Genomic DNA, 25,087 nt, shown 5'->3' with positions numbered 1-25,087 from the left:
TTCACGCACGTGCTTGTCCTAGCCTATCGTGAAACATGTGACTAATGCGACCCAAGTGCCAAATTTCTTCACAGCATTCATTAGGGTTTACCCCGAAAGCGCTGCTTAACACCCGCCCCAACGCTCCCGGGCGGGTACACCCCCACCACGGGAAGGTCGCGCACGGAAGCTTTAGCCAAGCTCCTTAGCCTTGTCGGAGCAGGCCTCTGCCGCGCGGTAGAACGCTCCGCGCAGGCCGGACTCCTCCAGCTCGCGAACAGCGGCCGCGGTGGTGCCGCCCGGCGAGGTCACTCCGGCACGCAGCTGGGTGGCCGAGCGGCCAGAGCTGGCCAACATCTCACCAGAGCCGGCTGCGGCCTGGGCGGCAAGCTTCTCGGCGACGTCGCGGGGAAGCCCGAGCTGCACGCCGGCATCGACAAGCGCTTCTGCCACGAGGAAGAAATAGGCCGGCGAGGAGCCTGCCAGCGCGGTGGCGGCGTCTATATTCTTCTCCGGGATGACCGCCACCTCGCCCACGGCCTCCAGCAGCTCGCGCACGCCGTCCATCTGGGCGTCGCTCACGTGCTCACCGGCCGCGCAGGTGCACATGCCGCGACGCACCAACATGGGGGTATTGGGCATAACGCGCACCACCGGCACGCCTTCGCCCGCCGCATCCTGCAGCTGCTCTAGGGTCAGGCCCGCGGCCATGGACACGACCACGGCATTCTTGGCCGGCTCAAGGCCTTCGAGCAGGTCCAGGATGGCGTAGGGCTTCACACACGCGAAGATATAGTCCGCGCCGTCTACCGCCGCTGCATTATCGCTGGTGGTATTCACGCCATAGGTCTGTTCGAGTTCTTGGCTGCGCGATTCGGTGCGATTGGTAACCGTGATATCCGAGCCCGCAAAGCCCGAAGCTACGAGTCCCGAGGTCAAAGCCTCACCGATTTGTCCGCCGCCTAAAATTGCAATCTTTGTCATAGTCTCCACCATGCCAAAAATGCGGAACCCCGGCTACCGTGTGGGGTAACCGGGGCGTCGACAAGCAGGGGCTTAGAGCATGACCAACAGCAGCGGCCCGAAGGTCAGGATAAGGCCGGTAAAGCCGGCCAGGAACATGGAGAATCCATCGCGCGCCGTGCGTAGCGCGTGGGTCACGCCGACCATAATCGCGGTGACGCACAGCGCTAGGACGGCCACGACCAGGCGTGGGAAGTTATCCCACAGAATCTCAAAGCCCTTGAAGATGACAATCGCCAGCAGGATGCCCGCGACAATCATCAGCAGGATGGATACCGGATTGAGCTTCTCGTGCTTTTCTTCCACCCAATCCTCGTTGTCCTCGACCTTGGGTAGGTTGCCGGTTTCCTCTGCGCTCTTGGCGACGCCCGCCTTCTTCGACGCCGGCACCGCCGCCGCGGCCGCTCCAGCGCCCGCTGCCGCAGCTCCTGCTCCGGCCGCCTTCGCGCGCTTGTCATCCTTAGGCTTTTCAGCGCGGGCCTTCTCCGCGGCTGGCTTCTTTGCCGCTGGTGTGTCCGCAGCAGGCTTTGCAGCAGCAGGTTTAGCGTCGCCCGCCTTATCCACCCGCTGGATTACCGCGGTGTCATCGGCTGAAGGCTGGTTCTTCTTCGCCGCATCCTGAGCCGCGCCGGTGGCAGCAGGCTTTTGTGCGGCCGGAGCAGCGGCAGCCGGAGTAGCGGACGAAGCAGCTGCGGTCTTTGTGGTGGGCCTTGCGGCAGGCTTGGTAGTCTGCGCCGCCTTAGCTGCGGGCTGTGCCGCGCGCTTTGCCGCCGGCTTTGCGGCTGGGTCCGCGGCGGGCTTCTTCGTGGAATCGGCACCGGCCTTCCCGGCAACCGCCTTCTCGGCACCGGCCTGTTCGGCTGACTTGGGGGAACGGATGACGGGGGCGTCTTCGTCGATAGAGACGGAGGTGTGCTTGGCCTCAGCAGGAGAAGCCTTGACCTTTTTGAGGTTGCCGGTCAGCTCGGCAACGGAAATGCCGCCTTCATCCAGGCTGCGGCGGTGGCGACGAGAACGGTTGTCTTTCTTGCTTTCCTTCTCGCCGCGGGCTTTGTTATTGCGAGCCAGCAGCTCTGCCACGGTCAACTTATTCTGGTCAGCCATGATCTCTTCCTATTCCAATCCCTTGTCGGTCCGGCGCAAAATGACGCCCTCACGCAGCGCCCACGGGCAGATTTCCAGCTTCTCGATTTCCAAGGCTCGCATGGATGCCTCGGCCACCAGAGCGCCGGCAACGATTTGGTGCGATCGGTTAGAACTTACACCTTCTAGGTCCGCTCTGTCTGCCGCAGTCATGCGGGAGATGAAGGAAATCAACTGACGCAGACCCGGTGCAGTCAGCGTGCGCTTGACGTATGGGCCGGCAGACGAGGGCGCAGAACCGGTAAGTCGTGCAAGCGTACGGAAGGTTTTAGAGGTGCCCACGGCGAGGCCGGCGGGACCCATCGCCTTCATCTGTGCGGCAACGTCCTCAAGCTCCGCATCAATAAAATCGCGCAGCGCACTTACCTTCTTCTTCTCTGGCGGGTCGGTATCGAACCAATTATGGGTCAACCGGCCGGCACCTAGGTCGAGGGAGAAGGCAAGGTCGGGGTGCTCATCAGTACCGGTGGAAAGCTCCAGCGAGCCACCGCCGATATCCAGGTTGGTGATACGACCGGCGGACCAGCCATACCAGCGACGAGCGGAGAGGAAGGTCAGCTGGGCTTCTTCCACGCCAGAGAGGATTTGCAGGCGCACGCCGGTATGCTTTTCCACCTCATCGAGCACCTCCTCCGAATTGGGCGCTGAGCGCACCGCCGAGGTAGCAAAGGCAATGAATTCAGCGCAGCCAAGCTTTTCACCCAGCTCGCTAGCTTCAGCTACGGCACTGACCAGCTTCTTTACACCCTTTTCATGGATGTTGCCCTTCTTATCCAGCTGTTCTACCAGCCGGAGCGGGGTCTTCCAATCACTCATCGGAGTCGGTCGTCCGCCCGTCGCGGCATCGACCGCAACGAGGTGGACGGTATTGCTTCCGACGTCTAATACACCTAATCGCACACTAATAGCGTAGTAGGTCTACCGTGGTTAGGTGTGAATCGCCCAAAATCTGACACGGTATATCTAGGTTTTCCCGCGAGCTCGCCCGCGGCGGCGTCGATAAGAGCAGGCCGCGAAGAGGCCCCCGATTTCCCGCGGGAGTGGTTTGAATTTACCAATCCGAACGACCCGCACCACGTCTTTTCCATCGACCTGACATGGGTGGAATCGCACTACAGCTGCCAATTTGGTACTTCGGCATGCCGGGGCATCGACAAGCGCCAGCCCGAAGTGGGCTGCTGCGTGCATGGCGCTTATATGGCCGATGAGGAAGACCGCGACCAGCTTTATGACGCCGTCGCGCGCATGCCCGCCGAATATTGGCAGCTGCGCCCAGCGGGGGTAGATGAATTCCTCGCGCAAGACGCTACGGATGAATTAGAGCCGTGGCTGGAATGGGACGAACTCGACGGCGAGGACGGGGAACCGGAGCCGGCCCTTAAGACGCCGATTGTGGATGGCGCGTGCATTTTTGCCAACCGCACCGGTTGGGCAACGGGCACGGGCTGCGCGCTGCACCAGTGGGCGGTGGATGCCGGCGAAGAACTCACGGTGGTCAAGCCGGAGGTGTGCTGGCAGCTGCCGCTGCGCCGGTACGAGGATTATGAAGAACGCCCGGATGGGCAGGAGATCCTACGCACCCAGATAGGCGAGTATGACCGTCGCGGCTGGGGCAATGGCGGCGAAGATTTTGATTGGTATTGCTCAGCCGATTCCGCCTGTCACGCCAACCCGCTGCCGATGTGGCAGTCGCACGAGGACGAGCTGGTAGCCCTGATGGGCCGCGAGTCTTATGAGATTCTGGCCGCGCACTGCAAGGCCCGAGCGGCGGCGGCCGAACACGGCGTCCAGCTCACGCAGCACCCGGCCAGTGTGAAGGCCGGGAGCCTGCAGGCGGAAGGCCCGCAGGCGGAAGATTAGAGCTCGAATTTATAGCCCAGACCGCGCACCGTGACCAAGTGTTTCGGGCGGGAGGGCTGTTCCTCGATCTTGGAGCGGAGGCGCTTGACGTGGACGTCGAGCGTCTTGGTATCGCCGACATAATCAGCGCCCCAAATGCGGTCAATGAGCTGACCGCGGGTGAGCACGCGGCCGGCGTTGCGCAATAGGTACTCCAAGAGGTCGAATTCCTTGAGAGGCATGGATACCGGCTCATCTGCGACGGTAACGGTGTGGCGCTCCACGTCCATCTTGACGCGGCCGCCTTCGAGGATCTGCTCGGCAACCTCTTCCTCGGCCTCGGCCTCGGCACCGGCTCCAGAATCATGGCCGCGGCGCAGTACCGCACGGATGCGGGCGATAAGCTCGCGGGAAGAATAAGGCTTGGTGACGTAGTCATCGGCGCCCAGCTCGAGGCCGACGACCTTATCAATCTCGGCGTCGCGCGCGGTGACCATGATGACGGGCACGGACGAAGTAGTGCGCAGTTGTTTGCATACCTCGGTGCCGGACATGCCGGGCAGCATGAGGTCCAAAAGGACGATATCGATGTCGTTTGCGGCAAACTTTTCCAGCGCGGTAGGGCCATCATGCGCGATGATGGGCTCAAAACCTTCCTTGCGGAGGAGGAATGCCAGCGGATCTGCCAGCGACTCTTCATCTTCAACGATGAGGATGGTGGTCATTGTGCTTTATCCTTTCGACGTGCTGCAACGCGTGCCACTGCACGCGGGAGCCCAGGCGCCGCCGCGTCGACGGCATCCCTTTTCTCATTATCCTTCATGCCAGCTTCCTGCGCTGGCTTTTCTTCCCTATAGATGGGCAATTCAATGGTGAATGTAGAACCCGTACCCGGCCGGGACCATAGTTTGATATTGCCACCATGGTTGGCCACCACGTGTTTAACAATTGCTAATCCTAGGCCAGTGCCTCCGGTCTGCCGCGACCGGGCTTGGTCTACACGGAAGAAGCGTTCAAAAACACGTTTCTGGTCATCCGGTGCGATGCCAATGCCACGGTCCGTGACGCGGATGAGTACGACCCCACCATCCACCACCTTTTGGGAGACAGACACCGGCATTTTCTCCGGCGAGTAGTTAATCGCATTGGAGACCAGGTTGGATAGTGCTGTTACCAGCAGGGATCGATCGCCTTTAACCTGCACGCCGACAGAGGCGCCGCGGTTGAGCTCGATGGAACGGGCTTCGGCAGCAAGGTGGTTGCGCGAGAGGGCTTCATCGATGAGATCATCTACGGCCAGCGGTTCCATCTCCGGCAGGGCCTCGGCGCCCTGCAGCTTGGACAGGGAGATAAGTTCGCTGACCATATCGGCCATGCGGTTGGCTTCCTTATAGACCTTATTGCCAAAGTACTCCACGGTCTCTTGGTCGCCGGGGTCTTGTAGCAGGGCCTCCGCCAGCAGGGCAATGCCGCCGACGGGCGTCTTGAGCTCGTGGGAGACGTTCGCCACGAAGTCACGGCGGGCGGACTCCATGCGGACATTTTCGCTTTCATCGGTGCCGTAGACGATGACAAAGCGGCCGTCATTAAGAGTCAGTGGCTTAATCACCGCCCTGACCTGCGTGACGCGGTGTCCCGTGCGCCGCTTGGGAATAGCTATGTCAACGGTGCGGGTCTCCTTGTCTTCGAAGACCTCCTGCGCGGTCTCCCATACCTCCGGGTTAACGGCGCGGTCATGCACCAAGGACATCTCATGCGCGGCCGGATTAGACATGACGATTTCCTGGCTGCGGTCCAGCACCGTCAGCGCCGTCGGCGAGCCTTGCACGGCCAAGTGCAGCACCTGGCTAACCGTCGTGACCTGATTGGCCCCGGCATCGGTAGCCTGGCGGTAGCGCGCAATGCGCCCGCGCGCCCAAGAAATCGCCGGCAGCGCCAACCCGCAGGCCACCACGCCGGCGGCAAAGGAAAGAATCAATTCCACGTGTCTAGCCTATCCATCACAAAGTCCCCAGGGAATACTCCCCGGGGACTTTAGCGCAGTTACTTACTTACCGCCCTGCGCAGCAACGGCGGCGGCACCGGCAGCAGCAGCTTCCGGATCCAGGTAGGTACCGCCTGGGTTTGCTACCGAGCCGTCCTCGGTAATCTCATAAACCAGCGGGATGCCGGTGGGGATATTCAATCCGGCAATATCATCATCAGAGATATTGTCCAGGTGCTTGACCAGTGCGCGCAGGGAGTTGCCGTGAGCGGCGATGAGCACGGTCTCGCCCTTCTTGGCGCGCGGGAGGATTTCCTCTTCAAAGTACGGCACAAAGCGGGCGACAACATCCTTGAGGCACTCGGTCTGCGGGACCTTATCTAGGTCTGCGTAGCGCGGGTCATTGGCCTGGGAGTATTCGGAGTCATCGGCTAGCTCTGGCGGACGCGTGTCATAGGAGCGGCGCCATGCCATGAACTTTTCCTCGCCGTACTCTTCCTTGGTCTCAGCCTTATTCAGGCCTTGCAGGGCGCCGTAGTGGCGCTCATTGAGGCGCCAATCGCGCACTACTGGGATCCAGTGACGGTCGGCAGCATTGAGCGCGATATTTGCGGTGCGGATGGCGCGGCGCAGAAGAGAGGTATAAAGGACGTCCGGCAGAATGCCTTCCTGCGCGAGCAGCTCGCCGCCGCGCTTGGCTTCCGCCTCACCTTTTTCGGTCAGATCTACATCGACCCAGCCAGTGAACTGGTTGGACTCGTTCCACTTGGATTGGCCATGGCGAAGGAGAATTAGCTTTCCGTTAGTCATGTTTCCAGCATGCCACGAAATGGCTCCCAGCGTAGGAGGTTTAGTCTCCACTTGCCCGCCGTTGATGGCAGTCTGGAACCTCGATATGGCTGGCCTCGTCATAGATTTCTGCGAGCGCTGCGGCGGAGCTGGCCCAGCTAAAACGCGCGGCGTGGGCGACGGCGGCTTCGCCCATGGCGATGCGCATGGGGTCGTCGTCAAGCAGGCGGGCCAAGGCATCAGCCCAATCCTCCGGATCGTGCGAGTGCACCAGCAGGCCAGTTTCCCCGTCAGCCACGGCAATGGGTAGCCCGCCGACGGCGGCAGCAACCACCGACGTGCCAGAGGCTTGGGCCTCCAGAGACACTAGGCCGAAGGACTCGTTATAGCTGGGCACCGCCACAATATCAGCCGCGCGGTAGACCCCCACCAGTTCCTCCGGCGGGCGGGCACCCAAAAAGCGCACCCGCTTATCGACGCCCAACTCACGCGCCAACTCCCTATATGCCTCCGGCGCTGTATTGGCCCCCGACGGGCCACCGCAGATAACCACCCGCAGGTTGCGGGCCGGCTCGCGGCGGAAGAGCTCGGCCGTGGCGCGGATGAGTACCTCCGGGCCTTTGAATTTTTGTAAGCGGCCGACAAAGGCCACCACCTTGGTGTGCAGCGGAATGCCCAACTCGCGGCGGGAGCGCTCGGTATTGCGGTCCGTGCCAGGGGTAAAAAGCTCTACGTCGGCGCCGGGCGAGACCACGCGAATATTGGCTCTCTCGGCATCATAATGTTCGGCCAAGTCGCGGGCTTCTTGCTCGGTATTGACCACCAGCAAGTCCGCGTTATCCACCAATTGCTGTTCGCAGATGCGGCGGGCTTCGGACTCCAAGGTGTCATCCGCCGTCCGCGAGGCGTTTTTCACCGCGGCCAAGGTATGCGCTGTGTGAATAAGCGGGATACCCCAGAGATCCCGCAACAGCCAGCCCACCTGGCCAGAAAGCCAGTAGTGGGAGTGAATAAGGTCATATTTTTTACCCTGCCATTTGGCAAATTGCACCATGCCGCCGGCGAAAGCGGCCAGCTGGGTAGGGAGATCCTCTTTATCTAGCCCCTCGTACGGGCCCGCGACGATATTGATAACGCGCAGGCTAGGCTCCACCGCAATGATTTCGCCTTGGCTGGGCCGGGTGGCGCGGGTATAGACGTCTACCTCGATTCCCCGGCGGGCCAATTGGCGGGCAATATTGAGGACGTAGACGTTCATTCCACCCGCATCCCCTGAGCCAGGCTGCTCGATAGGGGATGTATGCATAGAAATCATGGCGATGCGCATGGCGCTCCATTCTAGCGGCGCTATACTGGCCCCTGCCAGAAACCTACGCTACCGAAAGGTCACGTTTTGTCCGCATATGAAACAAAGGCTTGGCTCCAGTATTACCCGGAATGGACACCGCATACGCTGGACTACGGCGATACCACGCTGCTGGATATTTATGACAACAACCTAAAAATCAACGCGGATCGGCCGGCTACCTATTTCTTTGGCCGTACGCAGTCCTATGCTGAGCTAGACCGCCAGGTTCGCGCAGCGGCCGCGGGCCTGAAGGCCTTCGGCGTGCGGCCAGGTGACCGCGTAGCGATCGTCGCGCCCAACTCGCCGCAGTACATCGCGGCGTTTTATGCCATTCTGAAGCTCGGTGCGCAGGTGGTACTGCATAACCCGCTCTACACCGCCCACGAGCTGGAAGGACTCTTCCAAGATCACGGCGCGCGCATCGCCATCGCTTGGGACAAGGCCGCGCCCACGCTGGAGAAGCTGCGGGCAACCACCAATCTGGAAACGGTCGTGTCCATCAACATGATCAACGCCATGCCCACCCTGCAGCGCGCCGCTTTGCGCCTGCCTATTCCGCCGCTCAAGTCCAAGCGCGAGCAGCTATCTTCCCCGGCGCCAAATACCGTGCCGTGGGAAACTTTGGTGGGCAACGCAATCGGTGGCGACGGCAGCGATATCACCACGCCGGAAGACGTGGACAAGGACACCATCGCGCTCATCATGTACACCTCTGGTACCACCGGCGCCCCGAAGGGCGCCATGCTCTCGCACGGGAACCTGTTTTCCAACCTCCTGCAGGGCAAGGCGTGGGTACCGGGCTTGGGCGATAAGCCTGAGCGCATGCTCGCCGCCCTCCCCTTCTTCCATGCTTATGGCCTGACCATGAACGTGACCCTGGCGCAGTTTATCGGCGGCGAGCTGGTTATCCTGCCTAAGCCAGATATGTCGCTCATTATGCAGCTGATGAAAAAGCACACCCCAACCTGGGTACCGGGCGTGCCGACGCTCTACGAGCGCATCGTGAAGGCCGCCGAGGATCAAGAAATCCCCATCAAGGGTGTGCGCGCGGCCTTCTCCGGCGCATCTACCCTGCCTTCGGACACGGTCAATAAGTGGGAGAACTACACCGGCGGCCTCTTGGTGGAGGGCTACGGCCTCACCGAGTGCTCGCCGATTATTGTGGGCAATCCCATGAGCACCGACCGCCGCCCAGGCTACGTGGGCATTCCGTTCCCGGATACCCAGGTGCGCATTGCCAACCCGGATAACCTGGACGAGACCCAGCCGGACGGCGTCGAAGGCGAGGTGCTGGCCCGCGGTCCGCAGATCTTCAAGGGCTACCTCAACAACGAGGAGGCCACCGAGGCCGCCTTCCACGGCGAATGGTTCCGCACCGGTGACATGGGCGTCATGGAAGAAGACGGCTTCATCCGCCTGGTCAGCCGCATCAAGGAAATCATCATCACCGGCGGCTTCAACGTGTATCCGGGCGAGGTGGAAGAAATCCTGCGCGAGCACCCGAGTATCGATGACGTCGCCGTGGTCGGCCGCCCGCGCGAAGACGGCTCCGAGGACGTCGTGGCCTGCCTCGACCTCGCCGATGGCGCCGCCCTGGACCCGGAGGGACTCAAGGACTACTGCCGCGAGCGCCTGACCCGCTACAAGGTCCCGCGCACCTTCTACCACTTTGAGGAGCTGGCCAAGGACCAGATGGGCAAGATCCGCCGCCGCGAGGTCCAGGCAGACCTCATCCGCCGCCTCGAGGCCGAGCAGAATTAACTTGTTCCGCCTAATCGATAGCCCCCTCGGACCCCTGCGTTTGCAGGCGAGCCCGCGGGGGGTTTCCCGCGTCGAATTCACCGCGGCCAGCACCCTGCAGGAAGCGGTGGGCGGTGTAGAGGAAGGGGGCATCGAAAAGCGCAGCGCGGACGTGCTCGACGCCGCCCAGGCACAGCTCGCGGAGTATTTCGCCGGCCAGCGCCGCGCCTTCGAGCTGCCCCTCGACCCGCCTGCGACGACCGACTTTCGCGCCGCAGTGCATGCGCAACTGGCCGAGATTGGCTATGGGGAGACGGTCACCTACCGCGACGTCGCCAAGCTGCTGGGCCGGCCCGGCGCGACGCGGGCCGTGGGCAGTGCGTGCGGTGCCAATCCCCTACTCATCGTGCGGCCATGCCACCGGGTGCTGCGCAGCGACGGCGGGCTCGGCGGCTATGCGGGCGGTCTGGAAGCCAAACGTTTTTTGCTGACACTGGAAGAAAACTAGAGGGCTTCTTCACGTTTTCTCTATACTGATTTTTTAAAACTAATTATTTACCCAAACGAAAGGTTTTTGCGTGTCCGCTTCCACCTCCCGAGCTTGGCTCGATCACTACAGCGAATGGACCCCTCACACGCTGGACTACGGTAATAAAACCATCGTCGACTATTACCGCGATAACCTGCGGGTCAACGCCAATAAACCCGCCACCTATTTCTTCGGCCGCACGCAGACCTACGCGGAGCTCGACGCCCAAGTGCGCGCCGCCGCGGCCGGGCTCAAGGCTTTTGGTATTCGCCCAGGCGACAAGGTGGCCATCGTGCTGCCCAACTGCCCTCAGCACGTCGCGGCCTTCTATGCGGTGCAGCTACTTGGTGCCACCGTGGTCGAGCACAACCCACTTTATACCGCCCACGAATTGGAAGGCCTTTTCCGAGATCATGGTGCCCGCGTAGCAATCTCTTGGGATAAAACCGCCTCCACGCTGGAAAAGCTGCGCTCGACTACCCCGCTAGAGACCATCGTCTCCGTCAACATGGTCGATGCCATGCCACCACTCAAGCGCCTCGCGCTCCGCCTGCCTATCCCACCGCTAGCTGCTAAACGCGAGCAGCTCACCGAGCATGCACCAAACACAGTAGCGTGGTCTACCCTGATCGGCTCAGCTATTGGCGGCGACGGCAGCGCCCTAGAAATGCCACGCATCAGCCAGGCTGACGTCGCGCTCATCCTTTACACTTCCGGCACCACCGGAAAACCCAAAGGCGGAATGCTCTCGCACGGTAATCTCATAGCTAATTGCGTCCAAGGCCAAGCTTGGGTTCCAGAAATGGGAAAGCACAAAGAGCGCTTCCTCGCCGCATTACCGATGTTTCACGCCTACGGCATGACCACACTGTGCATTTTTAGCGTGTACATGGGCGCCGAGCTTATCTTGCTTCCTTCCCCACAAATGCCGCTCATCCTGGACATCGTGAAAAAGCGCACGCCTACCTGGCTGCCAGGGGTTCCCACCCTCTATCAGAAGATCATGGACGCAGCCGAAGACAAAGACGTGGACTTAAGCGGCATCCGCAACGCTTTTTCCGGTGCCGCTACACTGCCCGTAGAAATCGTGGAACGGTGGGAGTCCATGACCGGCGGACGACTCGTAGAAGGCTTTGGCATGACCGAGTGCTCCCCCGTGTTAATTGGCAACCCAATGAACGGAAAGAATCGCCCTGGCTATGTGGGGCTCCCATTCCCAGATGCCGAGGTACGCATTGCCAATCCGAAGAATCTGGATGAAACCCAGCCTGATGGCCAGCCAGGCGAGTTGCTCGCGCGTGGTCCGCAAATTTTCCAAGGCTATTTTGGCAACCAAGAAGCAACAGAGGAGTCCTTCCATAACGGCTGGTTCCGCACCGGAGACATGGCAGTCATGGAAGAAGACGGCTGGGTCCGCCTAGTCAGCCGCATTAAGGAAATCATCATCACCGGCGGCTTCAACGTCTACCCCGCAGAGGTAGAAGAGGCAATTGCAGAGCACCCCGACGTGGTGGATGTCGCCGCCGTGGGCCGCCCGCGCCAGGATGGCTCCGAGGATGTCGTCGGCTGCGTCACCCTGCGCGATGGTGCCGTGCTCGATCCCGAGGGATTGAAGGAATTCTGCCGCGAGCGCCTTACCCGCTACAAGGTCCCGCGCACGTTCTATCACTTTGAAGATTTGGCGCGAGACCATCTAGGAAAGATTCGCCGCCACCAGGTGCGTAAGGACCTGCTCGAGCTGTTGGAGGCAAAGGCCTAAACTTAACGGCTATGGCAGAAATTCACTATGGCGCTACCTTGACGGATTTCCTCACGGCGGCCGTCGCACAGTTTCCACAGCGCCCGGCCACCTACTTCGCCGGCCACACGCTAACCTATAGCGAGCTCGATGCCCAGGTGGCGGCCGCGGCCGGCGCCTTGCACGAGATGGGCGTGCGCCCCGGCGACCGGGTGGCGCTCCTGCTCCCTAATTGCCCGCAACACGTGGTGGCATTCTTCGCCATCCTGCGCCTGGGCGCGGTGGTGGTGGAGCATAACCCGCGCTATACCGCGCACGAGCTCACCCCGCTGCTCGCCCATCATGGCGCCCACGTGGCCATTGCCTGGGAGGACATTGCCCCCACCGTATCCGCGCAGGTGGAGACCACTATCTCCGTCTCTCTCACTGAGCCGCTTCCCCTTTCCGGTACCCCGGTGGAGCCGTACCCAGCCACGCTTGCCGACGCCGCCCTTATCCTCTACACCTCCGGCACCACTGCCCGCCCCAAGGGCGTGGTCTTAACCCATGGCAACCTCGCTGCCAACTGCCTGCAGCTAGAAACCCAGGCCCCGCTGCGCCCCGGCCATGAGCGCTTCTTGGCCGCTTTGCCCATGTTCCATTCCTATGGCCTGACGATGAGCGTGCTGCTCGCGGTGCGCTGCGCGGCCGAGATTATCCTGCTTGCCGCCCCACACACCGACGCAGTGACGGAAGCGCTTGCCACCCGCCGCCCCACCTGGATGCCGGGCGTGCCGACCATCTACGAACGCGCCATGAACTACGCTGCCACTGCCGCTGATTCCGAGTCTCCCTCGGATCTCGGCGGGGTGCGCTATTCCATCTCGGGCGCGGCCTCGTTGCCTTCGCGCATCATCGACCCCTGGGAGGCACGCACCGGTGGCATGTTGGTGGAAGGTTATGGGCTGACGGAAACCTCTCCCGTGCTGACCATCAATCCCCTTGATGACACCCGGCGCGCCGGCACCATCGGCCTGCCGCTGCCGGATACGCAGCTGCGCATCGGCGATCCTGCCGATCTCAGCCGCACCCAACCGGATGGCGTGGCCGGCGAGATCCTCGCCCGCGGCCCGCAGGTTTTTGGCGGCTACCTTGCCGACGCCCCCGCTACCTCAGCCGCCTTCCATGAAGGTTGGTTCCGCACAGGAGACATGGGCGTGCGCGAACCCGATGGCCATATCCGGTTGGTGGGCCGCATTAAAGAAATCATCATTACCGGCGGATTCAATGTTTATCCCGGCGAGGTTGAGGAGGCCTTAACCTCCCACCCCGATATCGCCCAAGCCGCCGTCGTAGGCACTCCCCGCTCCGATGGTTCTGAGGACGTCGCTGCCTGCGTGGTCCTAGCCCCCGGCGCCCGGGTCGACGAAGCTGCCTTGCGCGAGCACTGCCGCGGGCTGCTGGCGCGCTATAAGGTGCCGCAAAGATTCTTTGCCATGGATAAGCTCGCCGAAGATCAGCTAGGTAAGCTGCGCCGCCGCGATGTCCAGCGCGATCTCCTCGCCCGCCTTCACCGCGACTAGTCTGCGTCGTTTTCTGCTTTGCACACCGCTTGTTTGTAGATGCGCTCGGACCGCTCTTCTAGGTCAAGTTGGGCGCGGGCTTGGGATTTGGCGGCGGCATCGGAACGCGGCGGAGCCTGAATATGCCGCGCGGCGTGCAGACCCAGTTGCAGCTCTTTGGCTCGCAATACCTCCGCATCGATTTTGATGCCCAAAATGAGCATCGTATTAGATAACCATACGGCCATGAATACGGCCATGATGAGGCTGAAGGCGCCGTAGACGCTGGCCCCAGCAAAGCGCTGGGTATACAGCGCAAAGGCTCCCCACACCACGACATTGGTGCTAAGCGCCACCACGGAACCGAGAGTTATCCAGCGGAAGCGCGCTGGCCGCACATTCGGGGAAAAGTGGTACAGGATGGCAATCAACGTCAGCACGACCACCACGGTGAGCGGGAAGCGCAGCCAATTCCACACCGGCATAAAGATGCCGCCCAAAAAGTCCGCGGTGCCTTGCATCTCTAGCTTGCCGGCTAACGGTTCGACCACACCGCTGACAATGGTATCGCGCAGCAGGTTAGCAAAAAGCACGATCACCGCGCCGATGACCAGGACGATAGTAAGCCCCCACATGAGTGCCCAGGTGCGGATTATTCCGCGGCCCTCTACCCGCCCGTAAACGGTATTGGCGGTGCGCGAGAAGGCACGCACATAGGCCGAGGCGGCAAAAAGAGAAACCAGCACGGATACCACCAGCGCGAAGGTGCCTTGGGCTGTGGAGCCAATGATGGAGCCCACGAGGTGCTCGGCCTGCTCCGTCATCGAACTCGGCACGTAATCCGCAATGAACTGCGAGGTTAATTCATGTACCTCGGCGCGCCGAGAGGAAAAGATGAGCGTGGCTATCGAATAGGCCGCGAGCACCGTAGGAGCAAAGGCCATGAGCGTGAAATACGTCATCGTGGCGGCGCGATCCATCAAGGCATCGTGGAAGAAGTCCGCCCACACGCGGCGGAGCACCAGCCCCCAGCTTTCCTTGCGCAAGCGGTTACCGCGGGCCAGCGGGTCCACATTTTCGGTGTGGCCTTCGATCTTGACCACGGTGGGCGCGGTACTCGGCACGATTTTATCCGCGCCCTCATAGACGGATTCTCTTACCGGAGTGGCTGAAGCGCTCGGCCGTGCAGTGGCGGACGGGTCGCCAGCAGACAGATCGTCGGCCGCCATGTTCGCGGCGCCAGGAACCTCGGCGGAATCGTCCAGTGTGCTCATATTATCCCAGCGTATGCGGTAAAGAATCTATTTCAGGAAGTGACACTCAGCTGTGATTACACTGGAGAAGCATGACTGAACAGAATGATAAGAAGCTCAACGTAAAGTCCTTCGAACTCGACCACCGCCTCGTCAGCGCGCCGTATATTCGCGTGGCCGACCGCACGGACTTGGGTGGCGGCGTCGAAATCATTAAGTACGACTTGCGCTTCTGCCAGCCTAATCAGGATCACCTTGATACCAAGGCGCTGCATTCGGTGGAGCACATGATGGCCAACTTCATGCGCAATTACACCGATAAGCTCATCGGTTTTGCCCCAATGGGCTGCCGTACCGGCTTCTACGCCATCACTAATGGCATGGAACAAGACGAGCTGCTGCGCGCGGTAGAAGGCGCGCTCAACGATATTCTTAACGCCACCGAGGTACCCGCAGCCAACGAAGAGCAGTGCGGCTGGGGTGCGCACCACAGCCTGGAGGGTGCGCAGGAGGCGGCCCGCGCTTTCCTAGGTGCTAAGGATGAGTGGCTTCAGGTCATGGCGGCCTAATCCAGAAACCTTCGCGGGCGCGACAAACGCGACAGTCGCCACGCCCGCAAAGCGGCCACGATAGACCCGAAAACCGTGTGGTTTAGGGCGCTATCGTGGCTGCTTTATAGGTTTTAGGCCCCAGTGTGCAGGGGCAACCCCACGCTACTCGTCGAGGGCGAGGCCAATCCAGACGGGTTCGGGCACGAGCTCCACGCCGAAAGCATCGCGGACGCCATCGCGGATGGTGCGGGCAAGGTCCACGATATCGGCAGCCGTAGCCTCGCCGCGGTTGGTAAGCGCCAGCGTGTGCTTTGTCGAAAGCGTAGCCCAGCCAGAGCCTGGGTAGCCCTTGGCAAACCCGGCGCGATCAATGAGCCAGGCCGCGGAAAGCTTTTCCCGGTCGGCCTCGGAGGAGGGGTGGCGGGGCATGGAGTCCGCGGTGGCGTCGCCAAGCGAGGCACGAACCTTGGCCTGCACGGCGTCGGCAAGAGCGGAGTCCACCACCGGGTTGGTAAAGAAAGAGCCGGCGGACCAGGTGTCATGATCGGAAGGGTCGAGCACCATGCCCTTGCCGCGGCGCAGTTTTAAGACCTCCTCGCGGACCTCGGCCACGGGGCGGCGCTCGCCGGGGTTCTGAGTAAGTTGGCCAAAGCGCAACGGGCGGGATAAGCCATCGTTGTTGAGCTGGAGTTCTACCTCGAGCACGACGGCGCGGCCGGTGAATTTCAAGTTGGAATAGCGATACGCCAGCTCCAGATCGGAGGCGGGGACCCACTCATTGGTATCGGTGCGGCGATTATAGAGGCGCACGCGGGTAAGTACCTCGGAGATTTCCGCGCCATAAGCACCCACGTTTTGCACCGGAACCGCGCCCACCGTGCCGGGGATGCCGGACAGGCACTCGATGCCACCCAGGCCAAGCTGAACGGAGCGGGCCACCACGTCATCCCAGTTGGCGCCCGCCTGCGCGCGCACCAGACCGGATTCGGTGTCCATGGACACCTCAGCAAAGTCGAGGATGACGGCGACGACGTCCACGGAGCCATCGGCCACCAAGAGGTTGGAGCCGCCGCCGACGACTATGAACTTCACCGCAGCGCGATCCAGGGCGCGGACAACGGACACGGCGGCATCCGGCTGCGAGCAGCGCAGTGCGGCCTGCGGTTTTCCACCCACACGCAGCGTAGTCAGATCCGCGAAGGTGGTGGTGGAGTCCAGTTCCACGCCGTCGATCGCTGTGAGCTGTTGCGTCAAAGATTTATCAAGCACGCCTACCAAGGTAGTCTGTTAAGCATGTCAACCCGTAGTGAAAACACCGTAACCATCAATCAGCCCATCGAAAAGGTGCACAAGGCGCTGCTCACCAAGGAATACTGGGAGTACATCGTGGCCAACCTCTCCCCTGAGGCGGGTCAGGTGCATGACTTCAGCGATAACGTTGCCACCCTTTTCGAGGTTCTGCCGACCACCCTGCTGCCAGAGGCAGTGCGCGCCATGGTCTCCCAGGACCTCAAGGTCAAGCGCGTGGTCACCGTAGGCGAGCTCAACGGTGAAGCCGCTGACGTTAACTACACCGCAGATGTCAAGGGCACCCCGGTGGACTTCAAGGGCGATATCTCCCTGGCTGGCGAGGGCGAGATGACCAAGCTGTCCTACGTCAACGAGGTTTCCGTCAATATCCCGATGATGGGCGCCGCCATCGAGCCGAAGGTGGGCGAATCCCTGGCTGAGCTCTTCGATAACGAAGGCAAGCTCACCGAGCAGTGGATCTCTGAGAACGCCTAAGTTCTACAGCACCGAAATCTATGGCCGACCACGCACATAATCTGCGCGCTAGCGCAGCTGCGGGTCGGCCTTTTGGCGTTATTACCCGCGGCACCACCAATCACAATCGCCTGCGCCGCTGCGATAGATGGATGCTCGCGCACCCGGAGATTTCCACGCTGCTGCGGCACGTGGAAAAGCCGCTCGCGCTCGACGTAGGCTACGGGGCCTCGCACGCCACCACCGTGGAATGGGCAGGGTGGCTGCGCCGGGCGAATCCGCAGGTAGACGTCCGCGGGCTCGAAATCCACCCGGACCGGGTCCTGCCACCGCGCGACGGCGTGCGCTTCGAGCTTGGCGGCTTTGAACTGGCCGGCTACCGGCCACAGCTGGTGCGCGCATTCAATGTGCTACGCCAATACGACGTGGACCAGGTCCAGGAGGCCTGGCAGACGGTGTGTTCTCGGCTTGCCCCCGGTGGCTTCTTTGTGGAAGGCACCTGCGATGAGCTGGGCCGGCGCGCGGCCTGGTTGCTGCTGGATGCCCACGGCCCACGGACTCTCACCCTGGCGTGGGACCCGTTCGATGTGGCGCGCCCCTCAGACATCGCCGAGCGCCTGCCCAAAATCCTCATTCACCGCAACGTTCCCGGCGAGCCCATCCACGAGCTGCTTAAGGCCGCCGACGAGGCCTGGGACCACGCGGCGGGGTGGGCGCCCTACGGCCCGCGCGTGCGTTGGCGCATGGCACGAGCCGCGCTTGCCGACGCCCCCTTTACTATCCACACCATCCGTCGGCGCCTGCGCGATAATGTGCTGACCGTGGACTGGGAGTCCGTCGCGCCACGGGACTAAACGCGCCGCGCGATGATGGCAGCTGGGGCAGCTGTGAAGTGCCTAGCAATGTGCCCGAGAACTCCCGCAAACTTTGCCCCGCGCCGTCTCATGCGCCACACTGGTACGCATGGCTTCGAAGAAATCGGCGGGTTCACTCGCCTGGAAAATCATCATTGGCATCCTCGTGGCACTACTCGTGCTCATCCTCTTGGCCGAGTTCGGCCTGCGCTGGTTCATCGGTCACCAGATGACCTCGCAATTTAACCAGGCTGCCGAGGAAGAAGGTATCCAGGTCAAAGAAGATCCCTCCGTCAGCTTTGGCGGCAGCCCGCTGCTCGTCGGGCTATTTAAGGGCTCCATTTCCCAGATGGACATGACCACGCCGTCCACCCTGCAAATCGATGGCACTGATATCAAGGGCCAGCCTGCCTCCGAGATCCACGTAGAAGATATGAGCACCGACCAGGAGAATCCGGTGGCCGGCAAGCTGCGCGCTTCTACCACCGTGCCGGATGACTACCTGCTGGCGTCCTTCCAGAAGGGCATTTCCGAGCAGGCCGGCAGCGAAAAGGTGGGCAATATGGTGGTCACGGAGATTAACGCCAACGAGCAAGACCACGTGCTGGACGTGAAGTTTGCCGGCGGCCTTGCCAACCTCTCGCTAGAGCCCACCGCCCACGATGGAAAGCTCGATATCCGCGCCACCGAGGCCTCCATCTTCGGCCTCGAGCTGCCGGATCAGGCCACCGAAGCTATCTCTTCCGCCCTGCAGAACGGCATGTCGGATCAGTTCGTGGGTTCTGACATGAACGTCGATTCCGTAGAGGTGCTCGATGGCGAGCTCAAGCTCACCATCACCGGCACCGATGTCCCGATGAACGACATGGATAAGTTCGCCGGCGGCGGTGACTCCGCGGGCCAGGGCGGCGCCACGGGCAATGGCGCGCCGCAGCAGGACGCGCAGGAGAAAGCCGCCTAAACCGCGGGAGCGGGAAACTCGAGGACCGGAAGTGTGGCAGCGGCCAACTCCGGTCCTTTTTTCTTGCCTTCTTCACCGGCCGCGGATTCCGCGTAATCCGCGGCCTTGCGGCTGCGCACAATGAGGCGCTGGTAGCCGGCTTGATGGGCGGCTTTAAGGGTGGCGTCGGCAAGCGGGGCGTCCGGCACGATGAGGCCCAAGCGGGCCGGATCCGGGCAGGCCTCGCGGATGGCAATGAGCTCGGAGAGCACGGCATTGGCATCCGTTAAGGTCTCATCGAGGCTGACCCATACCTCGCTGGCGCCCGATTGGATGGCCAGGCGCGCCTCGGAGGCCTTGATGAGAGTATGGTGGCGGCCGGTAGGATACCCCGCGACAGAAATAATATCGGCCGCGCCCGCGCCTGCGGCAAGGGAAACATGGTGCGGGGAGACAAGGACGGTGTTATCGGCGGCGCGCTCCTTGACCGTCGCGGCCGGGGCGTCAAGCAAATTAAGCATTAGTAGCTGTAGTCGCCGTTGATAATGGCCTTGAGCTGCGGGCGCACATCAAACCAGTACACGCCGGTAATGACCGCGCCGATCCAAGACAGGAATGGCATGCCGGTGGCCATCGCTACCGCCGAGCCCGCCAGCAGGCCTACCCACACCCACTTACCTTGTCGGTCACCGGCTCGGAAGGCATCCTCGCGGGTGGTGGCAGCGAGGACCGCGCCGATGATGGCGGTCAGGGCGAGGACCTGGAAGAGGTAGCTGTCTAGATGCAAGGCAAGATCATAAAGAAAATACATGTAGTTTAATTCTGTGGATCGTCAGTCTCGATTACTTCACCATCGATAATATTATCGCCCTGCGAAGGAGCCGAATCCTGGCCAGGGCGCGCCGCATTCTTCTTTTCCGCGCGGCGGGCCTGGGCGGAATTATAGGCGTCCATGACGCCCTCGCGGGTCTCGTTATAGACGGTGGAGAACTTGCCCTTAGCGGCGTCGAAAGCAGCGGACTCACGGGTGCCATCGGCGGCCTTCTTCACAGTGGCACCGAGCTCCTTCGCGGTGGCAGTGGCCTTATCCACCAAGCCCTCCTTGCCGGAGGCGCCATAGGGGCTTTTGGCCTCGGCGCCATGAGCGTGCTGGGCGCGCTCCTCCTGCAGGCGACCGCCGAAGTCCTTGGCTACGTCAAAGGCAGCGCTGCCAGCATCCTTCAGGGAATCAAAAATCTTCTTATTATCGTTCATTGTTCATTACTCCTTTTTTCTAAGCGCCAAAGATAAGGTGATTGACCGCGAATATCACCAATCCTGCCAGGGAACCGACGACGGTGCCGTTCAAACGAATAAATTGCAGGTCCTTGCCCACCATGAGCTCGATATTTTGGGAGGCTTCCTCCGCATCCCAGCGCTTGATGGTCTCGGGGATAATCGCAATGATTTCCGGGGCAAATTTCTCCACCGCGTAGCGCGCGGCTTTGTCTACGAGCGCATTTGCCTGGGCTAAAAATTCGGAGTCCTCGAGTAGGCGGTGCGCCAGCTCCTTGACCTTGGCCGTAATCTTTTGGCGCAGGAAAGACTCCGAGTCATTGAGCTGGTCAATGAGCGTGGTGGAGACCGTGCGCCACATGGCCGCGGGTGCCTGCTGCGCTTGCTCAGAGGCGAGCATCTCTTGCTTGATGCCCTCGATGCGCCCGCGCATGTCCTCATCCCACTGCAGATCGGAGGCCAGCTTGGACAAGTTGCGGCGAATGGCTAGGCGGGCCTCGTGGTTGCCGTTGCGGCGGACCTCATCGGCGAATTCTACGAGCTCGGTATAGACCTTCTCCCCCACCATCTCGCGGGCAAAGCGCGGCGCCCAGCCGGGCATGCGCTCATCGATGGCGGTGACCACGGTGGACTCCATGCTGAGAATCTTGCCGTGTGCCCAGTCGATGAGGTCATCCTCCAAGGGGCGTGCCTTGCCATCTGCAATATAGCCCTCCAACAACCTTCCCAGCGGCGGGCCCCATTCCGGCGCGGCTAGGCGGTCCATGACCTGGGTGCGAATAAACTGCTCCGCCTCTTCCGCATCCAAATCCGACACCACGCTGGCCGCACGCTCACCAATCCAGGCGGAGACCTCCTCCGCCTTGCCGGGCTCGACTCCCTGGCGTGCCAGCCACAATGGCAGCTCCGCCTCGCGCACCTTGGCGCTCAGCGCATCCGCGGTGAGGAAGTTTTCCTCCACGAAGTCACTCAAGGCATCGCCCACGCGGTCCTTATTTTTCGGAATCAGCGCGGTGTGGGGAATGGGCAGTCCCAAGGGTCGGCGAAAGAGCGCGGTCACCGCAAACCAGTCCGCAAGGCCACCCACCATGCCGGCTTCGGCCGCTGCACGCACGTAGCCCACCCACACAGGTGCCCCGCTTTCCGACGCCTGCCACCACGAACATCCCAAAAAGATCACCGCCGCACCAATCAGGAACGACAGCGCAATCGCCTTCCACCGCCGCAAGTCCGCCCGCCGGGCCTCCTGGTTACCAGCCTGCGGCACGGGAGCAGCACCCGACGATGCCAACTCCGGTGCCGACGCCGATGCGGCTGCCGATTCGAGGCCTTCGTCCGCGCGGTGGGTCATGAGTTCTCCTTGGGGTTGTGAAGGTGCTTTCGAGCTTCATTCTCTAACACTAGTGCCAGCAACGAACATGCTCGGTGGCAGTCGTCGTTGCAATGATGTCCTGAATCGCCGGCTGGTCCATCTGACATTGCCACTTGGGTACTGAGAGATCACGCAACCCCCGCCTCCTTGCATGGATTGCATGCTGTGGAGACGGGGGTGACGTCGAGTCAGTACAGAAACTTAGGCATTGCCTGGTACAGCAAGCGCCTTAGTTAGCTCGGCCAGTTTCCTTGCGGTACTTGCGGTAGTAGCGGCGGCCATAGTGGACGGTGCTGAAGGCGGCGATAGCCACAACGGCTAGAGCGATGATGCCGATGATGGTGGTCAGGGTGTAGTCACCCTCGCCGGCGGTGCCCAGCGGGGTATCCCACACGCCGAGGCCCCAGATGAGGATTCCGGCAGCCGGGAGGCAAGACAGGATCAGACCCATGCCCACCCAGGTGGAGGTGCGAATGAGGGAAGAATGAGGAGCACCGAAGGAAACTGGGTCGTAGCCTTCAATGTAGGTGTCCTGAATCTTTCCGGAGAACTCCGGGTAAGTCTCGCTGGTGTAGTCAGCGACTGCGTGGGTGTTATCGCTCATGGCGGAGTCTTTCTGTCTTTCTCTCGTTCCTTGTATTCCTACGGAATAACCTTAGCTTAGTCGTCCTTGCCACGGAAAGCAGCACGTGCACGTTCGCGGGTAACCGCGGATACTGCGGTCAGGGGAACGCCGGCCGGGCAAACATCAGCGCACTCACCGTAGAGGGAGCAGTGGCCGAAGTTGGCTTCCAGGTCATCGACCATGTTGCGGGCACGGCGGCCACGCTCTTCCTTACCCAGCGGCATGAGGGACAGGTGCACCAGCTTCGCACCGGTAAACAGGTGTGCAGCACCATTCGGGCAAGCAGCAACGCAGGCGCCGCAGCCGATGCAGGCAGCGTGGTCCAGCGAGTACTCGGAAGTCTCATGGTTGACGTGCAGGGTATCCGCATCCGGAGCGGTACCAGCATCCATGGAGACGTAGCCGCCCTGCTCCATCACGTGATCCAGTGCCGCACGGTCGACGATCATGTCCTTGATAACCGGGTAGGCAGCGGAACGGAATGGCTCCAGTTTGATGGTCTGTCCTTCGGTGAAGTTGAACAGGCGCTGCTGGCAGGCCGGGGTGTTCTGTCCAGGGCCGTGTGGACGGCCGTTGACGGTCAGACCACAGGTACCACAAATGCCCTCACGGCAGTCAGAGGCGAAGGCGAAGGGCTCCTCGCCGCGCTCAATGTAGCCCTCGTTGACGTGGTCCAGCAGTTCCAGGATGGACATCTGCTCAGAGGCATCGTCCACCTGGACGGTCTCGAAGTGGCCTTCTTGGGTCGGTCCGGCTTGACGCCAGATCTCAAGTGTCAGTTTCATTACTTGTAGTTCCTTGTCATCAGCGGGATCGAATCAAAGTACAGCGGCTCGGCGTGGCGGATGAACTCGTTCTTATTAGCGCCCGGCTCCCAGGCGGAAACGAAGCACCAGTTCTCGTCGTCGCGTTCTGCCTCGCCGTCCTCGGTGAGGTGGTCCTCGCGGAAGTGAGCGCCACAGGACTCGTCGCGGTCCAGGGCGTCAACACACATGAGCTCGCCCAGGTCCAGGTAGTCGGCAACGCGCAGGCCGTATTCCAGCACCTGGTTCATGTCGTTGGCCTCGCCCGGGATGCGGACATTAGCCCAGAAGTCCTCGCGCAGCTCACGGATCTTGGTGATGGCTTCCTTGAGGTCTTCCACGTTACGGGACACACCGCAGCCGTGGTACAGGATGTCGCCTAGCTGGCGGTGGTAGTAGGAAGGACCGTGCGGGTTCTCGCCGCGCACGCCCATGAGGCGGTCGATGCGCTCTTGGGACTGAGCCAGGGTTGCCTGTGCCTCTGGGGAATCCTCCGCCAGCTTCTCCTCATTGAGGTGGTCAGCCAAGTAGTTCGGGATGGTAAACGGCAAGGTGAACCAGCCGTCAACGGAAGCCGAAAGCAGGGAGTTAGCACCCAGGCGGTTAGCACCGTGGTAGGTCCAGGAGCACTCACCGGCGGCAAAGAGGCCGTCGATGGAGGTCATCTCATTGAAGTCGGTCCACAGGCCACCCATGGTGAAGTGGCAGGTCGGAGCGATACGCATCGGAGTTTCGTAAGCGGACTCGCCAATGGCCTCTTCGTACATCTCGATGAGGTTGGAGTAGCGCTCGCGGATCTTGTCCTTACCCAGGCGTTCGATGGCGTCGCGGAAGTCCAGGTACACCGAGTTGTGCAGCGGGCCAACACCCAGACCAGCGTTAATCTGCTGGGAGATAGCACGGGAAGCAACGTCACGCGGAACCAGGTTGCCGAATGCCGGGTAGCGGCGCTCCAGGAAGTAGTCGCGCTCTTCTTCCGGAATGGTATTCGGGTCGCGGTCGTCGCCTTCCTTCTTCGGGGACCAAATGCGGCCGTCGTTACGCAGGGACTCCGACATCAGGATGGTCTTGGACTGCCAATCGGAGTTGACCGGTAGGCCCGTCGGGTGGAACTGCACGAAGGCTGGGGAAGCCAGGTAAGCACCGCTGTCGTACGCACGCATCATGGCGCTGGCGTTGGAGTTCTTAGCCAGGGTGGACATGTGGTAGACGTTGCCGTAGCCGCCGGTACCCAGCACGACTGCGTGGCCGGTGAAGGCCTTGAGCTCACCGGTGATCAGGTTGCGGGTAACGATGCCGCCAGCGCGCTTCTTGCCATTGTCGTTGTAGACGATGATGTCCTGCAGGTCGTTGTGAGCGAAGAGCTCCACGTTGCCCAGGCCAATCTGGCGGTAGAGCGCCGAAGTGGTGGACAGCTGCAGCTGCTGGCCTGTTTGACCACGGGTGTAGTAGGTGCGGGAGACCTGTACACCACCGAAGGAACGGGTAGCCAGGGTGCCGCCGTACTCGCGGGCGAATGGTGCGCCGATGGCGTTCATGTGGTCAATAACGCGCACGGACTCGTTGGCCAGGCGCCAGCAGTCGGACTCGCGGCAGCGGTAGTCGCCGCCCTTGACGGTGTCCTTGGTGTGGCGGTAGGCGGAGTCATTGTCCACCTTCTTGGCACGGGAGGCGTTGACGCCACCCTGCGCTGCGATGGAGTGCGCGCGGCGCGGGGAGTCGTGGTAGGTAAATACCTTTACCTTGTAGCCCAGCTCGCCCAGTGCGGCCGCAGCGGCGCCGGCGGACAGGCCGGTACCAACCACGAGGACCTCAAACTTACGGCGGTTCAGTGGGGAAACCAGCTGCATGTGGTCCTTTTGGTGGGACCACATATCCTTCATCGGCACGCCGTGCGGCTCGTGGGATTCCAGAATGTTGCCGGCAGATACGCCCGGAACGATGGACTGCGGATGCGAGAACTTGGGATGCTCGCGCTTGAGTTCAGTATTAGTCAT

The 25,087-nt window shown here is 61.7% G+C and carries 25 protein-coding genes; 9 read left to right on the top strand and 16 right to left on the bottom strand.

The genetic code is table 11. The annotated features are described in order from the left end of the window. Nucleotides 1-171 precede the first annotated feature (171 nt). The 3 genes from proC to ACP8J1_RS01380 form a co-directional block, all read right to left on the bottom strand. Entirely contained in the window at nucleotides 172-963 is a 792-nt protein-coding gene (gene proC / locus ACP8J1_RS01390) for a pyrroline-5-carboxylate reductase (RefSeq protein ID WP_023020475.1), read from the bottom strand. 72 nt (nucleotides 964-1,035) lie between these two features. Next, nucleotides 1,036-2,106, bottom strand: coding sequence for a tripartite tricarboxylate transporter TctB family protein (locus ACP8J1_RS01385; protein ID WP_023020474.1), 1,071 nt, complete (start codon nucleotides 2,104-2,106; stop codon nucleotides 1,036-1,038). Nucleotides 2,107-2,115: 9 nt separating this feature from the next. Continuing rightward, a complete protein-coding gene (locus tag ACP8J1_RS01380; protein WP_080971159.1) occupies nucleotides 2,116-3,045 on the bottom strand; it encodes a Ppx/GppA family phosphatase in 930 nt (309 codons plus the stop codon). Nucleotides 3,046-3,078: 33 nt separating this feature from the next. On the opposite strand from ACP8J1_RS01380, the gene ACP8J1_RS01375 reads away from it, so the two are divergent. Then, nucleotides 3,079-4,005: a DUF3109 family protein gene (locus ACP8J1_RS01375; protein WP_023020472.1), complete on the top strand. Its 927-nt coding sequence runs from the start codon at nucleotides 3,079-3,081 to the stop codon at nucleotides 4,003-4,005. Here the strand turns inward: ACP8J1_RS01375 and ACP8J1_RS01370 are convergent. The 4 genes from ACP8J1_RS01370 to mshA form a co-directional block, all read right to left on the bottom strand. Next, on the bottom strand, nucleotides 4,002-4,709 hold the full coding sequence (locus ACP8J1_RS01370; RefSeq protein WP_023020471.1) for a response regulator transcription factor: 708 nt from the start codon (nucleotides 4,707-4,709) through the stop codon (nucleotides 4,002-4,004). The two genes, ACP8J1_RS01375 and ACP8J1_RS01370, sit on opposite strands and share 4 nt — an antisense overlap. Continuing rightward, the gene (locus ACP8J1_RS01365) at nucleotides 4,706-5,968 is read right to left on the bottom strand and encodes a sensor histidine kinase (protein ID WP_023020470.1); all 1,263 of its coding nucleotides are present in this window, start codon (nucleotides 5,966-5,968) and stop codon (nucleotides 4,706-4,708) included. The genes ACP8J1_RS01370 and ACP8J1_RS01365 overlap by 4 nt, the downstream gene beginning before the upstream one ends. 63 nt (nucleotides 5,969-6,031) lie before the next feature. Further along, the gene (locus ACP8J1_RS01360; protein WP_023020469.1) at nucleotides 6,032-6,778 is read right to left on the bottom strand and encodes a phosphoglyceromutase; all 747 of its coding nucleotides are present in this window, start codon (nucleotides 6,776-6,778) and stop codon (nucleotides 6,032-6,034) included. 40 nt (nucleotides 6,779-6,818) lie between these two features. Further along, entirely contained in the window at nucleotides 6,819-8,084 is a 1,266-nt protein-coding gene (gene mshA, locus ACP8J1_RS01355; RefSeq protein WP_023020468.1) for a D-inositol-3-phosphate glycosyltransferase, read from the bottom strand. Nucleotides 8,085-8,150: 66 nt separating this feature from the next. On the opposite strand from mshA, the gene ACP8J1_RS01350 reads away from it, so the two are divergent. The 4 genes from ACP8J1_RS01350 (at nucleotide 8,151) to ACP8J1_RS01335 (ending at nucleotide 13,674) form a co-directional block, all read left to right on the top strand. Continuing rightward, nucleotides 8,151-9,866, top strand: coding sequence for a long-chain-fatty-acid--CoA ligase (locus ACP8J1_RS01350; protein WP_023020467.1), 1,716 nt, complete (start codon nucleotides 8,151-8,153; stop codon nucleotides 9,864-9,866). Nucleotide 9,867: 1 nt separating this feature from the next. Beyond that, nucleotides 9,868-10,353: a methylated-DNA--[protein]-cysteine S-methyltransferase gene (locus ACP8J1_RS01345; RefSeq protein WP_023020466.1), complete on the top strand. Its 486-nt coding sequence runs from the start codon at nucleotides 9,868-9,870 to the stop codon at nucleotides 10,351-10,353. 70 nt (nucleotides 10,354-10,423) lie between these two features. Beyond that, nucleotides 10,424-12,133 carry a long-chain-fatty-acid--CoA ligase gene (locus tag ACP8J1_RS01340; protein ID WP_023020465.1) on the top strand — a complete coding sequence of 570 codons (1,710 nt, stop codon included), beginning with the start codon at nucleotides 10,424-10,426 and terminating at the stop codon, nucleotides 12,131-12,133. A gap of 11 nt (nucleotides 12,134-12,144) precedes the next feature. Further along, the gene (locus ACP8J1_RS01335; protein WP_023020464.1) at nucleotides 12,145-13,674 is read left to right on the top strand and encodes an AMP-binding protein; all 1,530 of its coding nucleotides are present in this window, start codon (nucleotides 12,145-12,147) and stop codon (nucleotides 13,672-13,674) included. Here ACP8J1_RS01335 and ACP8J1_RS01330 read toward each other — a convergent pair. Continuing rightward, entirely contained in the window at nucleotides 13,671-14,927 is a 1,257-nt protein-coding gene (locus tag ACP8J1_RS01330; RefSeq protein WP_023020463.1) for a YihY/virulence factor BrkB family protein, read from the bottom strand. The genes ACP8J1_RS01335 and ACP8J1_RS01330 overlap by 4 nt on opposite strands. A 71-nt stretch (nucleotides 14,928-14,998) precedes the next feature. On the opposite strand from ACP8J1_RS01330, the gene ACP8J1_RS01325 reads away from it, so the two are divergent. Then, on the top strand, nucleotides 14,999-15,475 hold the full coding sequence (locus tag ACP8J1_RS01325; RefSeq protein ID WP_023020462.1) for an S-ribosylhomocysteine lyase: 477 nt from the start codon (nucleotides 14,999-15,001) through the stop codon (nucleotides 15,473-15,475). Nucleotides 15,476-15,619: 144 nt separating this feature from the next. On the opposite strand, the gene ACP8J1_RS01320 is transcribed toward ACP8J1_RS01325, so the two are convergent. Then, nucleotides 15,620-16,726 (bottom strand): UDP-N-acetylmuramate dehydrogenase, encoded by a 1,107-nt coding sequence (locus ACP8J1_RS01320; RefSeq protein ID WP_023020461.1) that lies wholly within the window; start codon nucleotides 16,724-16,726, stop codon nucleotides 15,620-15,622. A gap of 24 nt (nucleotides 16,727-16,750) precedes the next feature. On the opposite strand from ACP8J1_RS01320, the gene ACP8J1_RS01315 reads away from it, so the two are divergent. The 3 genes from ACP8J1_RS01315 to ACP8J1_RS01305 all read left to right on the top strand — a co-directional run bounded on the left by ACP8J1_RS01315 (nucleotide 16,751) and on the right by ACP8J1_RS01305 (nucleotide 19,036). Then, on the top strand, nucleotides 16,751-17,242 hold the full coding sequence (locus ACP8J1_RS01315) for a DUF2505 domain-containing protein (protein ID WP_023020460.1): 492 nt from the start codon (nucleotides 16,751-16,753) through the stop codon (nucleotides 17,240-17,242). A gap of 20 nt (nucleotides 17,243-17,262) precedes the next feature. Further along, nucleotides 17,263-18,075, top strand: coding sequence for a hypothetical protein (locus ACP8J1_RS01310; RefSeq protein ID WP_023020459.1), 813 nt, complete (start codon nucleotides 17,263-17,265; stop codon nucleotides 18,073-18,075). 109 nt (nucleotides 18,076-18,184) lie between these two features. Then, nucleotides 18,185-19,036: an LmeA family phospholipid-binding protein gene (locus tag ACP8J1_RS01305; RefSeq protein ID WP_034655702.1), complete on the top strand. Its 852-nt coding sequence runs from the start codon at nucleotides 18,185-18,187 to the stop codon at nucleotides 19,034-19,036. Here the strand turns inward: ACP8J1_RS01305 and ACP8J1_RS01300 are convergent. From ACP8J1_RS01300 to ACP8J1_RS01270, 7 genes are all read right to left on the bottom strand, one after another. After that, a complete protein-coding gene (locus tag ACP8J1_RS01300; protein ID WP_023020457.1) occupies nucleotides 19,033-19,536 on the bottom strand; it encodes a beta/alpha barrel domain-containing protein in 504 nt (167 codons plus the stop codon). The genes ACP8J1_RS01305 and ACP8J1_RS01300 overlap by 4 nt on opposite strands. Continuing rightward, the gene (locus tag ACP8J1_RS01295) at nucleotides 19,536-19,826 is read right to left on the bottom strand and encodes a DUF2516 family protein (RefSeq protein ID WP_023020456.1); all 291 of its coding nucleotides are present in this window, start codon (nucleotides 19,824-19,826) and stop codon (nucleotides 19,536-19,538) included. The genes ACP8J1_RS01300 and ACP8J1_RS01295 overlap by 1 nt, the downstream gene beginning before the upstream one ends. A 5-nt stretch (nucleotides 19,827-19,831) precedes the next feature. Next, a complete protein-coding gene (locus ACP8J1_RS01290; RefSeq protein WP_023020455.1) occupies nucleotides 19,832-20,269 on the bottom strand; it encodes a CGLAU_01105 family protein in 438 nt (145 codons plus the stop codon). A 19-nt stretch (nucleotides 20,270-20,288) separates the two neighbouring features. Then, a complete protein-coding gene (locus ACP8J1_RS01285; RefSeq protein WP_023020454.1) occupies nucleotides 20,289-21,641 on the bottom strand; it encodes a DUF445 domain-containing protein in 1,353 nt (450 codons plus the stop codon). A gap of 250 nt (nucleotides 21,642-21,891) precedes the next feature. Continuing rightward, the gene (locus tag ACP8J1_RS01280; RefSeq protein ID WP_023020453.1) at nucleotides 21,892-22,266 is read right to left on the bottom strand and encodes a hypothetical protein; all 375 of its coding nucleotides are present in this window, start codon (nucleotides 22,264-22,266) and stop codon (nucleotides 21,892-21,894) included. 56 nt (nucleotides 22,267-22,322) lie between these two features. Further along, complete coding sequence (locus ACP8J1_RS01275; RefSeq protein ID WP_023020452.1) at nucleotides 22,323-23,072, bottom strand: succinate dehydrogenase/fumarate reductase iron-sulfur subunit; 750 nt, start codon at nucleotides 23,070-23,072, stop codon at nucleotides 22,323-22,325. After that, nucleotides 23,072-25,087 carry a fumarate reductase/succinate dehydrogenase flavoprotein subunit gene (locus ACP8J1_RS01270; RefSeq protein WP_023020451.1) on the bottom strand — a complete coding sequence of 672 codons (2,016 nt, stop codon included), beginning with the start codon at nucleotides 25,085-25,087 and terminating at the stop codon, nucleotides 23,072-23,074. Before ACP8J1_RS01270 ends, ACP8J1_RS01275 begins: the two co-directional genes overlap by 1 nt.

It is taken from the genome of Corynebacterium sp. LaCa_205 (assembly GCF_057458085.1).
Note: the sequence above shows the minus strand (reverse complement) of the source record. Positions and strands in the feature narration are given on the sequence as shown.

Bases quoted from the DNA above. Each gene is read 5' to 3' on its own strand.
- proC (WP_023020475.1), bottom strand. From the start codon at position 963: ATGACAAAGATTGCAATTTTAGGCGGCGGACAAATCGGTGAGGCTTTG.
- ACP8J1_RS01385 (WP_023020474.1), bottom strand. From the start codon at position 2,106: ATGGCTGACCAGAATAAGTTGACCGTGGCAGAGCTGCTGGCTCGCAAT.
- ACP8J1_RS01370 (WP_023020471.1), bottom strand. From the start codon at position 4,709: ATGACCACCATCCTCATCGTTGAAGATGAAGAGTCGCTGGCAGATCCG.
- ACP8J1_RS01360 (WP_023020469.1), bottom strand. From the start codon at position 6,778: ATGACTAACGGAAAGCTAATTCTCCTTCGCCATGGCCAATCCAAGTGG.
- mshA (WP_023020468.1), bottom strand. From the start codon at position 8,084: ATGCGCATCGCCATGATTTCTATGCATACATCCCCTATCGAGCAGCCT.
- ACP8J1_RS01335 (WP_023020464.1), top strand. From the start codon at position 12,145: ATGGCAGAAATTCACTATGGCGCTACCTTGACGGATTTCCTCACGGCG.
- ACP8J1_RS01330 (WP_023020463.1), bottom strand. From the start codon at position 14,927: ATGAGCACACTGGACGATTCCGCCGAGGTTCCTGGCGCCGCGAACATG.
- ACP8J1_RS01325 (WP_023020462.1), top strand. From the start codon at position 14,999: ATGACTGAACAGAATGATAAGAAGCTCAACGTAAAGTCCTTCGAACTC.
- ACP8J1_RS01315 (WP_023020460.1), top strand. From the start codon at position 16,751: ATGTCAACCCGTAGTGAAAACACCGTAACCATCAATCAGCCCATCGAA.
- ACP8J1_RS01310 (WP_023020459.1), top strand. From the start codon at position 17,263: ATGGCCGACCACGCACATAATCTGCGCGCTAGCGCAGCTGCGGGTCGG.
- ACP8J1_RS01305 (WP_034655702.1), top strand. From the start codon at position 18,185: ATGGCTTCGAAGAAATCGGCGGGTTCACTCGCCTGGAAAATCATCATT.
- ACP8J1_RS01300 (WP_023020457.1), bottom strand. From the start codon at position 19,536: ATGCTTAATTTGCTTGACGCCCCGGCCGCGACGGTCAAGGAGCGCGCC.
- ACP8J1_RS01295 (WP_023020456.1), bottom strand. From the start codon at position 19,826: ATGTATTTTCTTTATGATCTTGCCTTGCATCTAGACAGCTACCTCTTC.
- ACP8J1_RS01290 (WP_023020455.1), bottom strand. From the start codon at position 20,269: ATGAACGATAATAAGAAGATTTTTGATTCCCTGAAGGATGCTGGCAGC.
- ACP8J1_RS01285 (WP_023020454.1), bottom strand. From the start codon at position 21,641: ATGACCCACCGCGCGGACGAAGGCCTCGAATCGGCAGCCGCATCGGCG.
- ACP8J1_RS01280 (WP_023020453.1), bottom strand. From the start codon at position 22,266: ATGAGCGATAACACCCACGCAGTCGCTGACTACACCAGCGAGACTTAC.
- ACP8J1_RS01275 (WP_023020452.1), bottom strand. From the start codon at position 23,072: ATGAAACTGACACTTGAGATCTGGCGTCAAGCCGGACCGACCCAAGAA.
- ACP8J1_RS01270 (WP_023020451.1), bottom strand. From the start codon at position 25,087: ATGACTAATACTGAACTCAAGCGCGAGCATCCCAAGTTCTCGCATCCG.